The organism is Nocardia sp. FBN12 (assembly GCF_050320175.1).
Taxonomy (GTDB): Bacteria; Actinomycetota; Actinomycetes; order Mycobacteriales; family Mycobacteriaceae; genus Nocardia.
Genome location: NZ_CP190048.1, coordinates 2,524,335 through 2,537,090, shown reverse-complemented (window position 1 = coordinate 2,537,090; position 12,756 = coordinate 2,524,335). Strand labels below are relative to the sequence as shown.

At 63.8% G+C, this 12,756-nt stretch carries 12 protein-coding genes; all 12 read left to right on the top strand.

The genetic code is table 11. The features are described 5' to 3' along the window. Positions 1-6 precede the first annotated feature (6 nt). The 12 genes from ACQHI0_RS12300 to ACQHI0_RS12245 all read left to right on the top strand — a co-directional run bounded on the left by ACQHI0_RS12300 (position 7) and on the right by ACQHI0_RS12245 (position 12,715). A complete protein-coding gene (locus tag ACQHI0_RS12300; protein WP_427908066.1) occupies positions 7-1,671 on the top strand; it encodes a (2,3-dihydroxybenzoyl)adenylate synthase in 1,665 nt (554 codons plus the stop codon). Between the two features lie 10 nt (positions 1,672-1,681). Beyond that, positions 1,682-2,404 carry a TetR/AcrR family transcriptional regulator gene (locus ACQHI0_RS12295; protein ID WP_427908065.1) on the top strand — a complete coding sequence of 241 codons (723 nt, stop codon included), beginning with the start codon at positions 1,682-1,684 and terminating at the stop codon, positions 2,402-2,404. Between the two features lie 58 nt (positions 2,405-2,462). Beyond that, entirely contained in the window at positions 2,463-3,059 is a 597-nt protein-coding gene (locus ACQHI0_RS12290; protein WP_427908064.1) for a VOC family protein, read from the top strand. Continuing rightward, a complete protein-coding gene (locus ACQHI0_RS12285) occupies positions 3,056-3,349 on the top strand; it encodes a hypothetical protein (protein ID WP_427908063.1) in 294 nt (97 codons plus the stop codon). The genes ACQHI0_RS12290 and ACQHI0_RS12285 overlap by 4 nt, the downstream gene beginning before the upstream one ends. After that, positions 3,346-4,593 carry an alpha/beta hydrolase gene (locus ACQHI0_RS12280; protein ID WP_427908062.1) on the top strand — a complete coding sequence of 416 codons (1,248 nt, stop codon included), beginning with the start codon at positions 3,346-3,348 and terminating at the stop codon, positions 4,591-4,593. The genes ACQHI0_RS12285 and ACQHI0_RS12280 overlap by 4 nt, the downstream gene beginning before the upstream one ends. A 583-nt stretch (positions 4,594-5,176) precedes the next feature. Further along, complete coding sequence (locus tag ACQHI0_RS12275; RefSeq protein ID WP_427908061.1) at positions 5,177-6,265, top strand: amidohydrolase family protein; 1,089 nt, start codon at positions 5,177-5,179, stop codon at positions 6,263-6,265. 60 nt (positions 6,266-6,325) lie between these two features. After that, positions 6,326-7,291 (top strand): amidohydrolase family protein, encoded by a 966-nt coding sequence (locus tag ACQHI0_RS12270; RefSeq protein WP_427908060.1) that lies wholly within the window; start codon positions 6,326-6,328, stop codon positions 7,289-7,291. 60 nt (positions 7,292-7,351) lie between these two features. Continuing rightward, positions 7,352-7,795, top strand: a complete 444-nt coding sequence (locus ACQHI0_RS12265; protein ID WP_427908059.1) for a DoxX family protein — start codon at positions 7,352-7,354, stop codon at positions 7,793-7,795. 213 nt (positions 7,796-8,008) lie between these two features. Beyond that, entirely contained in the window at positions 8,009-8,167 is a 159-nt protein-coding gene (locus ACQHI0_RS12260) for a hypothetical protein (RefSeq protein WP_427908058.1), read from the top strand. Positions 8,168-9,223: 1,056 nt separating this feature from the next. After that, positions 9,224-10,177, top strand: a complete 954-nt coding sequence (locus ACQHI0_RS12255) for a polyprenyl synthetase family protein (protein WP_427908057.1) — start codon at positions 9,224-9,226, stop codon at positions 10,175-10,177. Between the two features lie 46 nt (positions 10,178-10,223). Then, complete coding sequence (crtI, locus tag ACQHI0_RS12250; RefSeq protein WP_427908056.1) at positions 10,224-11,750, top strand: phytoene desaturase family protein; 1,527 nt, start codon at positions 10,224-10,226, stop codon at positions 11,748-11,750. After that, positions 11,747-12,715: a phytoene/squalene synthase family protein gene (locus ACQHI0_RS12245; RefSeq protein WP_427908055.1), complete on the top strand. Its 969-nt coding sequence runs from the start codon at positions 11,747-11,749 to the stop codon at positions 12,713-12,715. Before crtI ends, ACQHI0_RS12245 begins: the two co-directional genes overlap by 4 nt. The last annotated feature ends 41 nt before the right edge of the window (positions 12,716-12,756 follow it).

The window sequence follows — 12,756 nt, the reverse complement described above, 5'->3', positions numbered from 1 at the left end:
CACACGATGACCAATCACCCCCGCCATCAGGCCACCGCAGTCCCATTCCCGGACGAATACGTTCAGCGGTACTTCGATGCCAACGTGTGGCATCGGCGTTCTCTCGCCGATTCCTTCCGTGCCACGGTCGAGCGCTTTCCAGACCGACCCTCGCTGGTTTGTGGCACAACCACGTGGACATTCCGTGAACTCGACGAACTCAGCGACAGACGCGCCGCAGGGCTGAATTCGATCGGTCTGGAGCCAGGCAGTCGCGTGCTGCTCCAGCTGAACAACAGCGCTGACACCGTTTTGACCTGGTATTCGCTGCTCAAAGCCGGTGTTATTCCCGTCTGCACCCTCGCGCTGCACCGCGGTCACGAGATCGGCGAAATCGCCCGTCAGACACAGCCCGCCGCCCACCTCGTAGACGCGGGCGACCCGAAATTCGATCTCGTCTCCTTCGCGCTCGAGCAGTCGGCGGCCGCCGACCGGCCTTGGAAGGTAATCGCCATGGGAACGAACGTTCCAGATACGGCGATCGATATCTCTTCACTCGACACCGTTGTCAGCGCCGTCGATGCACGCACGATCGTGGATCGGATCCAACGAGAACTGCGGCCACAGGATGCCGCCGTCTTCCAGTTGTCGGGCGGCACCACCGGAGTTCCGAAAGTCATTCCCCGGCTCCACGCCGAGTATTGGTACAACGCAGAGCGATACGCACATACGCTCGGTTGGACGCATGAGGATCGGATCGGCTACGCCGGTCCGCTCGCTCACAACGCCGGCATCATCTGCGGCATTCACGGCCCACATTCGGTCGGTGCCGCGCTCATTCTAGGTCTCCCCGAAACAGATTCTCTCTTCGAGGTCTTGGTCGACGAGCGCGCCACCGACATCGTCCTCGGGGGGCACGCCTACGAGATTGTGCTGGACCCACGCATCAGCGCTGCGCGGTCACTCGAGCGGGTGATCTTCAGTGGGAAGAAGGTCGCCCCGAAGCACTTCCACGCCCTCGACGACCGCGGAATCTGGGCCGGTCAGCTCTTCGGCATGAGCGAGGGACTGTGCATGGTCACACCACTCGACGCGCCTGCATCCGTGCGGGCAACCACCGTCGGGGCTCCGATCTCCCCGCTCGACGAGGTGCGGATCTTGCAACCCGGCACCGAACAGGAAGTCGATCCAGGAACCGTGGGGGAGCTCTGTGTCCGCGGGCCCTACACCATTCGCGGATACTACAACGCCGAAGAACAGAATCAGCGTTCCTTTACCTCCGACGGGTTTTACCGCACCGGCGACCTCGCCGCCCAGCGGTCGATCGAGGGAATGATCTGTTATTCCATCGAAGGACGAATCAAGGATCTCATCAACCGCGGAGGCGAGAAGATCAACGCCGCCGAGATCGAACTCCTCTTGGTCTCCCATCCCGACATCACCGAAGCAGCCCTTGTCCCGATGCCTGATGCCCGCCTCGGCGAACGCGCCTGCGCCTTCGTGGTCGGCGACTCCGGCTCACGTCCGAGTCTCGAAGAAATGCGTGGCTTTCTCGGTGCGCGTGGGGTGGCGAAGTACAAGTGGCCCGAACGGTACGTCTGGCTCGACGAGATGCCTCGCAGCAACGTAGGGAAGATCGACAAGCGGGTGCTGGGTGCCCAGGCCGCCGATCTGAAACCGGGCTCTCACTAGACTGGTGCCCATGGTGAATGGCAAATCGACCGCTCGACCAGGCAGCAACGGTAAGTCCGTTCGGCGAGAGTTGGTCGTCGCGCAGATCTACGAACAGGCCGCGCGCCTGTTCGCTGAACGCGGATACGCCGGTACCACACCACAGGACATAGCGGACGCGGTGGGCGTGAGTCGGCAGTCGCTGTATTACTACGTCAGCAGCAAGGAAGAGATCCTCGCCAATCTCGTCGCGGAGATGACGGAAAAGGGGGTGGAGACTCTTCGGGCGCTGGTCGAGACCGATGCTCCAGCCCCTGAGGTTCTATACCGTATCGCTCACCACACCATCGTCGATCGCGCCGCCAACCGAACTAGGTTTCGGCTTCTGGATCGGTCGGAGGCCGCGCTCTCCGAAGAGCTTTCGCAGCGATTCCGAGAGGGTCGTCGAACCGTGCTCACGCTCGTCACGGAGGTGATCGAGCGGGGGAGGGCGGAAGGGCACTTCCGGACAGCGAACCCGAAAACGTCCGCGCTCGCCGTGCTGGGGATGTGCAATTGGGTGGCATGGTGGTTCGAGCCCGGTCCCGACCATCCCGTCGAGGCCATCGCGGCCCAACTGTCCGAGCACGCCGTGACAATGCTCCGCGCGCCCGCCGGCGCTGACGCGCCCAACGCTGACGCGCAGAGCGTTATCGATGCCATGCAAGTTGGACTGGACACCCTCCGTCAACTGCTCCCTGACAGGGTTGACTAATATTTGACAGATCAGTCCATCCTGCTTATTCTTTTCTTATGCCGAGTAGGAGGCTGCAATGACCGAACTAACGCACGCGGTGCAGGGCGTGGACCACGCCGCATTCCCCACCTTCGATCCGAAAGCGACGATCCGGTTCTATCGTGACGTTCTCGGATTTCCGGTAGTCCACGCGACATGTGCACTCGGATGGGGCCCGGCAAATCACCCCGACTTCATCCACTTCTTCTTCGACATCGGACAAGGTGACCGCATCGCCTTTTTCTATTATTTCGGGGTCGACCCGTACCATGACGAGAATGTTCCCGAAGTCCTGATGGCTGCTCGCCATCTCGCTATTCACGTCAACACTGAAGATGACCTACTGGAATACCGCCGACGCCTCGACGCCAGCGACTGGAAGTGCGAGCTGCAGGTGCGACACGAGACCGTCGAATCCATCTATGTCAGGGACCCGAACGGCTACCTGATCGAAATCACCCGTCCGCTACGCGTACTGACCCCGGAAGATGATCTCGACGCGAACCTCAGCGTCGATGCCCTGATGGCCGTGGTCGACGAGGATGAGCCCAGCCTCGAGCGCTTTTACCAGATCAAGGCGGAGCTCATCGCCGCGCGCTACGCCGACGAACCCGCTGAGGTGTCCTACGTATGACGACCGTGCTGTATGTTCTCGACGTGGAGGATTTCCGTCCGCTCGCTGAGGTCGCCGCAAAGTGCCCTGGCGTAACCGTGCGCCGGCGTGGCCCCTACCACGAGGTGTCCTCTGCGAAGGGCATCGAGATCGAACGCGCCGCCACGGGTTGCCGAAACGCGGTGTGGTTCAGTGCCGTTGCCGCTATCGGTAGCGGCCGGATCACCCAGTGGGACAAGGCCATCCTGCGTATCGAACCCGATAGGATCGGCGCGCCGCTGTGCGATAGCTCCGCAGGAGACGATCAATGAGCGACGGTAATGCCATCGACCGGCTCGGCGCCGGTCGTGACGTCGACGGGATTGCCCCACCGACCGGAGTTGTTACTACCCTGCACGAGCTCGCGACGTTCGACGGTGCTCGCGTGCACGGCGCCCTTCATAAATTACCGGGGTCGCGCACCGTCGTGTGCCTTATGCATCCCCGGCAACAGGTGGCCCACCATCCGCTGATCGCCTACTTTCTCCGGATGGGCGCATCGGTGTGGACGCAAGACACTCGATCACCCAACAACGACATCAATCTGGTGCACGAACAAGCGCTGCTCGACGTGGCCGCAGGGCAGGTGTTCTTGCGAGACATCGGCTTCGACTCCGTCGTGGTCTTCGGACATTCCGGCGGAGGCACCCTGTTCGCCTATTACATTGAACAGGCCGCGCTCGAGCCGCAGCATCGGATCGACGTGACCCCGGCCGGCAAGCCGATCGCGCTCGCCGGAGCCGTGATGCCGGTCCCGGACGGCGCACTCTTCCTGGCGCCCCATCCCGGACAAGGCCAGGTCCTGCGTCACTGCATCGACCCGTCGGTCTTCACGGTCGATGATCCACTGTCGATCATCCCGGAATTGGACATGTACGATCCGGCGAATGGTTTCCGCTCGCCTGGCGTTTCTTCGGCCTACAGTGACGACTTCCTCCGCGAGTATCGAGCGGCACAGTTGCGGCGTATCGAACGCATCGACGGCATTGCCCGCGAATACGCCGCCGAAGCCGCCGACGCGCGCGTCCGATTCGCCAAGACGGAAGACCCTCGAGATCGGCGAGAAGCGCTCGCACCGCGAGTAATCCTCACGTACCGCACCGATGCCGACCCGCGGTACGTCGACCTCACCCTGTCACCCAACGACCGTCCATACGGGTCACTGTTCGGCCGCAGACCGGATCTCACCAATTACGGACTGGTCGGATTCGGACGGATCACCACGGCGGACGCCTGGCTGTCGACGTGGTCGGCACTCGCGACCAACGCCGACTTCCAGCGATGTGCCGCGGGAATCCATATTCCCACCATGTACATCGAATTCACCGGCGACCAAGCCGCTTACACCGAAGACGCCGACCGTATGTTCGCCGCTATCCCCGCTGAGGACAAGACCCGGGCGGCCGTTCGTGGCCAGCATTTCGGCCAGGCATTGGCAATCGGAGAACCCACCGGCTACGCGTCAGCTGCCACCCTCTTCGACGAATGGCTGGCCAAACGATACGATCTGCGCTGAGCGCTCACGCATTCGTTCTCCTGGTCGGCAGGATCTCTGTCGTTGGACCTGATCTGCGCCCACCCAAAATCCGCGTTGGTAGGCAGAGCAGCCTCTCAACCAAGCAGTGCGTCTACGACACCGTCCTGGCCACAGCGATGCGACGACCCCTGCCGACCTGGCCGGCACCTGCCGTTCGGCGGGGAGCCTGTGTGGTGGATATGCTGCGGGCCTGGTTTCCGGATACGGCAAGGTCGTGCTACCGAATGGAACCGGCGTTCTCGGATATCATTTCGCAGCAGCGGATCTGGTGTCGGTCGTCGGGTCAGCCAGGGTCGGTGGCAGCTGGCGGGGTCGGCTCTGCGGGGCTGAAACATTGTGCTCGCGGATGATGTCGAGGCGCGAGAAAACGCGGCCGCCTGGCTCCGGGAGTAGTCGTCCATCTGGAACACCGTGGCTATCCTCAGGCCACACCCAGCTTCGATTGTTCATGCGTTTGCGTTCGGCGTTTGCTCCTTGAATGACAGCCGCATGGTCTGTAGTCACCCGAACACGCCGATACACGACCGAACGTGTCGGCAAAGACCACCGACAGGAGATGCTCTTGAGTGCGAATTCCTCCCGAGCCAAGCGGATTGCACTGACCGACGTCCGCGTATTCGACGGCCGCAGGCTGTCCGAGCCACGCACCGTGATCATCGACGGAGCGGTCATCGGTACCGACCCCGATGGTGTCGAAACCGTCGACACGGGCGGCGCGGTGCTGTTGCCCGGGCTCATCGACGCTCACGTTCACCTGCACGGACGTGAAACACTCGAACAACTGGCAGGGTGGGGGGTAACCACCGCCCTTGACATGGCGACCTGGCCCGCCGAACTGGTGGCCTCGCTGCGGAATGTCGACGGATTGACCGACATACGCAGCGCCGGACTTCCGGTGATCGGCCCAGGCGGCCCCCACTCACATTTCGGGATGCCGACGGAGGCTCTGGTCGCTGATGCTGAGCAGGCGCCACGGTTCGTGTCCGATCGCGTAGCCGACGGGTCCGACTACATCAAGATCGTATTGGAAGCGCCAGGGCAGGGCGGCCCGGATCCGCAGGTGGCCGCCGCTGTGGTGGCGGCCACGCACGAGCACGGCAAACAGGTTGTCGCACATGCCTCCTCGCACGGCGCCTATGCTCTCGCTGTCGATCTGGGTGTCGATGTGGTGACCCACATCCCGAATGGTGAGACTCTCGATACTGCGGTGGTCGCCCGGATGGCGTCCGACCGTCGAGTCGCGGTGCCTACCTTGACGATGATGCAAGCACTGTCGACGATGCGAGGCGAGCCTGATGGATTCGCGGGGGCCTGCGCCGGTGTCGCGGCCCTGTATGCGGCGGGTGTACCGATCCTGGCCGGTACCGACGCGGCCGTACAGCCCGGCCTGCCACGACTGGTGGTGCATGGGGAGAGCCTGCACCGCGAACTCGAGTTACTCGTCGCGGCTGGGATGTCGACGGTGGACGCACTGCGCGCGGCGACAGTCGAGCCCGCCCGTCACTTCGGACTCGGCGACCGCGGCGCCATCGAGCCGGGCTTGCGGGCGGACCTGATTCTCATCGACGGTGATCCGTTGGCCGATATCTCCGCCACCCGGAAGATTCGCAAGATCTGGTGTGCGGGAACGGAATACACGCCAGCGAACTGAACACGAACCGTACCGATGATCATCACGTGCCGCACCAACGACACCGGGAGATGTTGTCCTGTGCCCCCTGCGAAGGAACAACTGATCGACGTCCACGCGCATTTCGTCACCGATCGCTACATCGCGGCGGCTCGAGCGGCAGGCCACCAGCACCCCGACGGAATGCCCGGCTGGCCGGGCTGGGATGTCGACGCGCATCTCGAGCTCATGGAATCCAGTGGTATCGCGACGTCGATGCTCTCGGTGTCCTCACCCGGAACCCACTTCGGTGACGATCGAGCGGCCCGCGAACTGAGTCGCGAGGTCAATGAATTCGGCGCGGCGGTGGTGCGCGATCACCCTGGCAGATTCGGCCACTTCGCCGCACTGCCGCTGCCCGATGTCGAGGGGTCCTTGACCGAGATCGCCTACGCGCTTGACACGCTCGGCAGCGACGGTGTGGCCGTCGAAACTAACGCGCACGGTCGCTATCTCGGCGACAACCGCTTCGAACCGGTGTGGGCCGAACTCGATCGCCGCAAAGCCGTCGTGTTCGTCCACCCGACCTCACCACTGCATCCGGAATCGATCTCCCTCGGACGCCCCAGACCGATGCTCGAGTTCCTGTTCGACTCCGCCCGGGCCGCGAGCGATCTGCTGTTCGCGGGAGTGCTCCTGAGATACCCGGGCATCGAGTGGATCTTCACTCATGGCGGCGGTGCGCTTCCGCTGCTCGCCGACCGGATGGAGTTGTTCAGCACAGCATTCTTCGGCAGTGACAATCCTGCCCCGCTCGCCCGTGAACAACTGCGCGCATTGTGGTTCGACATGGCGGGCACGCCGTTCCCCGGGCAGATACCGGCCTTGAACGCCGCTTTCGGACTCGATCGTGTGCTTTACGGCAGCGACTACTGCTGGACCCCGCCGGCCGCGGTGACCACACAGATAACTTCGATCGACGACGCGCAACAGCCTGCGGGTTCGACGTGGCGGGCATTGACAACCCACCATGCCTGTCAGCTGTTTCCGCGACTGTCCCAGGGATAGGCGGCGGAGAGTGCCGATCCGATCGACCACAGTGAACGACAAGGCCTTACGGAGACAACTATGAGCCTGAACCCGATACGCCTGGCTGCCCGAGTGCTCACCGGTTCGACTTACGCACTGCTGGGCGCGGACGCGGTGCGTGAGCCCGGTGGCCGCACCGAACTGGCTGCGCCCACCCTGGCCGCGGCACGGAAGGTGGTTCCGCTACCTGGCGACGACGAAGTACTGGTGCGCGCCAACGCCGCAGTGCAGGTGATCGGCGGAACATTGCTGGCGCTGGGCAGACTGCCGCGTCTGTCCGCGCTGGCCTTGGTCGCCTCGATGATCCCGACAACCGTCGCGGGACATGCCTTCTGGAACATCGAGGATCCGGCGGCGCGCAAACTCCAGCGGGTGCAGTTTCACAAGAATATGGCCATGATCGGTGGCTTGCTGTTTGTTGTGCTCGACAATCCCGACCTCCGGGAGGCGGATAAAGCCCACCGAATCGCGACGATCGACTGATCGAAGTGGCCCGCGTCCTTCAACATCGAACGCGCACCTTCGGGGTTCCGCGGTGCCCGTGACTGCTGTCGCTGCAGGAGTCGGCAGTCGAGGGCTCGGTGCCAATAGAATCCTCGGCAACGATGGGAGTTGCATGTCGGAGGTTTCGCAGCTGACGGCGATTGATTCTGCGGGCGTGCTCTGGCCGGTCCTGCTTCGTCCGGGGAGCGGGCGGTGACGCGCGTCGAATTGGTTGGTCAGGGCGTGTTCGGATCGGTTGATGACGACTACCTGAGCCGTCTGGTCGCTGTCCGCAAGTACTTGGAAGAGCGGGGCAGCTGTTGTGTTGTCAGGGAGCTCGGCAAGCGGCTCGACCTCGATTCCAGCGGGTAAGACGGAAATACCTTGCACCGCAGAAGGCCTCGTCTATCCATACCGGTATGAGAGTCTGCTGCTCATCCTGAAGGCCGGAAGCAACTATGTGCTGGTGCCCGCGTCGTGGACCGAGAATGACGGCACCACAGTTGTCCTGTCCGCAGTCGCTACCGAGGCGCTGCGCCTCAAGTTTGCGATGTCGGGTGCGACCACCATCGCTGACAAGTGCTGAGCTTGACTGTTCCTGTGGACCATTTCGAGATGTCGCGGCGGTCGAGTCCATATCTGCCCGATCAATGGCTCTTCCCTTGCAAGGAAACCCGACATTGGGAGTTTTCGCCATCAAGAGCCGATAGTCGGCTGTGGACGCAAGGGTCAGCGTCGACGGAGGGAGGACTCAAGCGGTAGCCGCACCAGCCCATCGGGCTCTTGCGCTCGAGTTCGGCGGTCGTCATCGACAGTTGTATCCGGTCAGGCCATGTCCAACGCGCGTTCCGAATCCTGCGGAGCATGGTCCATTCCCTGCGCGACGGCAACGGCGCCGCATAGCTCGTTCCCCAGCGTACGTCTCGTGGCACTCGGACAGGACTGCAGCTTGGTGTCACACGCCGCACTTACCGACATGCTTGCACAGCGCAGCGGCGGCCACGACGATTTGTCCTTCCGGCGCAGATTTCTGCACCGTCGACGGTCGATCTATTGCCACGATGGTGAGACCAGGGGAGCGTGCGCTCGCCGCGGCCCTGGCGCTGTGCCCGATGGAGCTAGCGGATTCAGCTGCGCGCGTGATCGCACTCCACAAGGCGGTCGCTCAGATCACGTCAGTCATGAGCGCCGCCTCGCCGAGCGAAACGATGCGTAAACGATGCATTTTCGGGCGAACGGTGTCACAATCGACGGGTGGATGCAGAACGAGTAGCGATCACACTCCGGCCTGACGAACCCACCACAAGCGGTGACGGTTCTGCGCAGTTCGCGGATTGGCTTGCCCACACGCAAAGTTCGGTACGCGATCACGTCGATGAGTTCGTCCGCGCGCGCTGCACAGCGGAACTGGACCCAGAGGGGTTCTCGTTGCCTGGTCAGCTGATGATCGACTTCGCGTCGGGCGGCAAGTGCGTCCGGTCGGTGTTCGTCTATCTCGGCTGGTTGTGTGGTGGGGTCGGTGAGTCCGAACCCGCGCTGCGCGCTGCCGCGAGCGCGGAGCTCCTGCATGCGTTCGCGCTCGTGCAAGACGACGTGATGGACGAGTCCCAGGTCAGGCGGGGACGACAGTCAGCCCATCTGCGTCTCGCCGCGTGGCACGCCGATCAGGGGTTGTCGGGATCGTCGGCCCGATTCGGTGAGTCCGCGGCGATCCTCGTCGCCGACCTGTACTTGGTGTGGGCTGAGCGCATGTTGCGCGAAAGTGGTGTCGCTGCAGCGGCGTTGGATCGAGCATGGCCACGCTATGACTCGATGCGCAGCGAACTGGCGGTAGGTCAGCTCGCGGATTTATCCAACGATGCGAACCGCGTTCCGACCCTGGGTGCGGTGATGGACATCGCACGCCGTAAATCCGGCAACTACACCGTGCGCCGCCCCCTCGAACTGGGTGCGTCGATGGCCGACTGCGACGAGACGGTGATGCGCATTCTCGGTGAATACGGCGAAGTGATCGGGGAAGCGTTCCAGCTCCGTGACGACCTGCTCGGCATTTTCGGCGACCCCACGACAACCGGAAAACCTACCGGCGACGATGTCCGAGATCGAAAGGCAACCACCGTGATCGCGCTGGCTGATCAGCTCGCCGTGCCGTCTGACCGGGCCCGGCTACGAGACCTCTGGCGCGAAGAGTTCATCGATGAGCAAGGCGTAGCGCTCGCGCAGGCGGTGATCACCGACAGCGGCGCAGGACAGCGCGCCGAGCAGATGATCGGCGACCGCGTCGAACACGCGCGTCGGCTCCTCGACGTCACCGATCTCGAACCGTCGGTGGCCGACGCGCTGCACCGAATGGCGCTGTTGTGCACCCACCGTACGTACTGACCTGCTTCCCGCCGTCACCACCGAAAAGTCCGACTGAAAGGTAGCGATGCGAACGATATCGGGAAGAACCGATGAGGTGGTCGTCGTCGGGGCCGGTCTTGCCGGTCTGGCCGCAGCGTTACACCTGGCGGGACGCGGTCGCACTGTCACAGTGGTGGAGCGCGACTCGTTCGCCGGAGGTCGAGCCGGCCGGCGCGATATCGATGGCTTCCGACTCGACACCGGCCCGTCGGTGCTCACCATGCCTGACATCGTCGCTGACACCCTTGCCGCGGTCGGTGAAAGCCTCGAATCCCGGTTGGAATTGTTGCCGGTCATTCCTGCCTACCGCGCGCACTTCGCCGACGGCAGTGGGTTGGATATTCACAGCGACGCCATGGCGATGGAGGAATCGGTCCTGGCATTCGCCGGACCCAAGGAAGTCGACGGGTATCGCCGACTTCGCACGTGGTTGAGCGAGCTGTACCGCGTCGAATTCGATCGGTTCATCGCAACGAACGCCGATTCTCCACTCTCGCTGCTGACACCGGCGTTCGCGCGATTGATCGCCTTGGGTGGTTTCCGGCGTCTCGACAGGGCGGTCGGATCTTTTCTGAACGACGAACGGCTGCGCCGAGTGTTCACGTTCCAATCGCTCTACGCAGGTGTATCGCCACAGCGAGCCCTAGCGCTGTACGCGGTGATCTCGTACATGGACACCGTGGGCGGGGTCTACTTTCCTCGCGGAGGAATGCGCGCGCTACCGGACGCCCTGGCCGCCGCTGCCGTCGATGCCGGCGTGACGTTCTGTTACGGCGAGACAGTCCACGACCTGGAACGAAACGGTTCCCGCATCACTGCGGTACTGACCGAGCGCGGTCGGCGAATCCCTTGCGATGCCGTCGTTTTGGCGACTGAACTGCCCACCGCCTACGAGTTGCTCGATCGCTGCCCGCGCCGCCCGATCAGCTGGCGCCCGGCACCCTCTGCGGTCGTCATGCACGTCGGCTTTCCCGCCGCGGTGCCGACCGCACATCACAACCTCGTCTTCGGCGGCGCATGGAAGCAAACCTTCGACGAACTGATCGGTGCGGGGGAGTTGATGACCGACCCGTCGCTGCTGGTGACCCGGCCCACGGCGACCGACCCCGCCCTCGCCCCACACGGGCGCGATCTGTTCACTGTTCTCGCTCCGGTACCCAACCTCTACCGCAGCAAGGATCTGGACTGGGATCGTCGCGCTACCGCGTACAGCGAGGAGCTCGCTGCGATCGTCGAGGACCGGTTGGTCCCGGGCTTCGTCAAGGACTCCACGATCGTGCATGTGGATACCCCCGCCGATTGGGAACGGCAGGGCATGCTGGCCGGTACTCCGTTCTCGCTCGCGCATACCTTCGCCCAAACCGGCCCATTTCGGCCCGCGAACATGCCGCGTGGCGCGACCAATGCGGTGCTGGCCGGCTGTGGCACCGTCCCCGGCGTCGGCGTGCCGACGGCCCTACTGTCGGGCCGTCTCGCCGCCGACCGTGTCACCGGCACGGTGTCGACACCGCGGTCTTCGACCTCGACCTCGACCAGGAGTGATCGACGATGATTCGCACCGAACTCGACGCCGCCGGTATCCGCGCTGCTGGGCTGCGTGAGTCCTACCAGAGATGCCGGGAACTCAATGCGCGCCATGGACGCACCTTCTTCCTCGCCACCCGGCTGCTCGCGCCCGCCCAGCGCCCCGCGATCCACGCCCTCTACGGTTTTGCCCGGTGGGCAGACGACATCGTCGACGAACCACCCATCGACGATGCCGCCGGCCCTGCGGTGGCCCGACTGGACGCAGTGGCCCAAGACCTGCACGACAGTCTGTGCGGTACCCCCGGAGACGACCCGATACTCGCCGCGGTTGCCGATACCGCCGCCAGATACCGGATCGACCACGTCTTGTTCGACGAGTTCCTCGACTCGATGCGAATGGATCTGACGGTGACCGACTACCTGGACCGGGCCGCGCTGGATCGCTACATGCATGGTTCGGCCGCGGTGATCGGCCTGCAAGTACTGCCCGTGCTCGGCACCGTCGTCCCACAAGCCGATGCTGCCCCCTACGCGGCGGCGCTGGGAAAAGCATTTCAGCTCACCAACTTCCTTCGCGACATCGCCGAAGACCTCGACCGCGGCCGGGTATATCTGCCTGCCGACGAACTGGCTGCATTCGATGTGGACCGCGCCCGGTTGCAGTGGTGTCGGACGCATCGCCGCACCGACACCAGGGTGCGATCGGCGCTGGCGGCTCAACACGCGATTGCCCGCGACTTGTACCGATACGCCGACACCGGAATCGCACTGTTGCATCCCGTATCGCGGCCATGTGTCGCTACTGCGGCCGTGCTGTACTCGGAAATTCTCGACCGAATCGAGGAGACCGAGTTCGCGGTGTTCACCGCGCGGGCCACCGTGGGCAACGCGCGTCGTACCCGCGTCGCCGGTTCGGCGTTGGCTCGCGCGTTGTGGGCGCGGCGAGGCGGCCGCGCACGCGCACTGACCCAGGCCGAACGTCTGAGGTGATCCCATGAAGTCGGCAGACGGGCGGTGCGGGGTCATCCAAC

Coding starts and splice junctions, on each gene's coding strand:
- ACQHI0_RS12295 (WP_427908065.1), top strand. CDS start 1,682: ATGGTGAATGGCAAATCGACCGCTCGACCAGGCAGCAACGGTAAGTCC.
- ACQHI0_RS12245 (WP_427908055.1), top strand. CDS start 11,747: ATGATTCGCACCGAACTCGACGCCGCCGGTATCCGCGCTGCTGGGCTG.
- ACQHI0_RS12265 (WP_427908059.1), top strand. CDS start 7,352: ATGAGCCTGAACCCGATACGCCTGGCTGCCCGAGTGCTCACCGGTTCG.
- crtI (WP_427908056.1), top strand. CDS start 10,224: ATGCGAACGATATCGGGAAGAACCGATGAGGTGGTCGTCGTCGGGGCC.
- ACQHI0_RS12300 (WP_427908066.1), top strand. CDS start 7: ATGACCAATCACCCCCGCCATCAGGCCACCGCAGTCCCATTCCCGGAC.
- ACQHI0_RS12285 (WP_427908063.1), top strand. CDS start 3,056: ATGACGACCGTGCTGTATGTTCTCGACGTGGAGGATTTCCGTCCGCTC.
- ACQHI0_RS12290 (WP_427908064.1), top strand. CDS start 2,463: ATGACCGAACTAACGCACGCGGTGCAGGGCGTGGACCACGCCGCATTC.
- ACQHI0_RS12280 (WP_427908062.1), top strand. CDS start 3,346: ATGAGCGACGGTAATGCCATCGACCGGCTCGGCGCCGGTCGTGACGTC.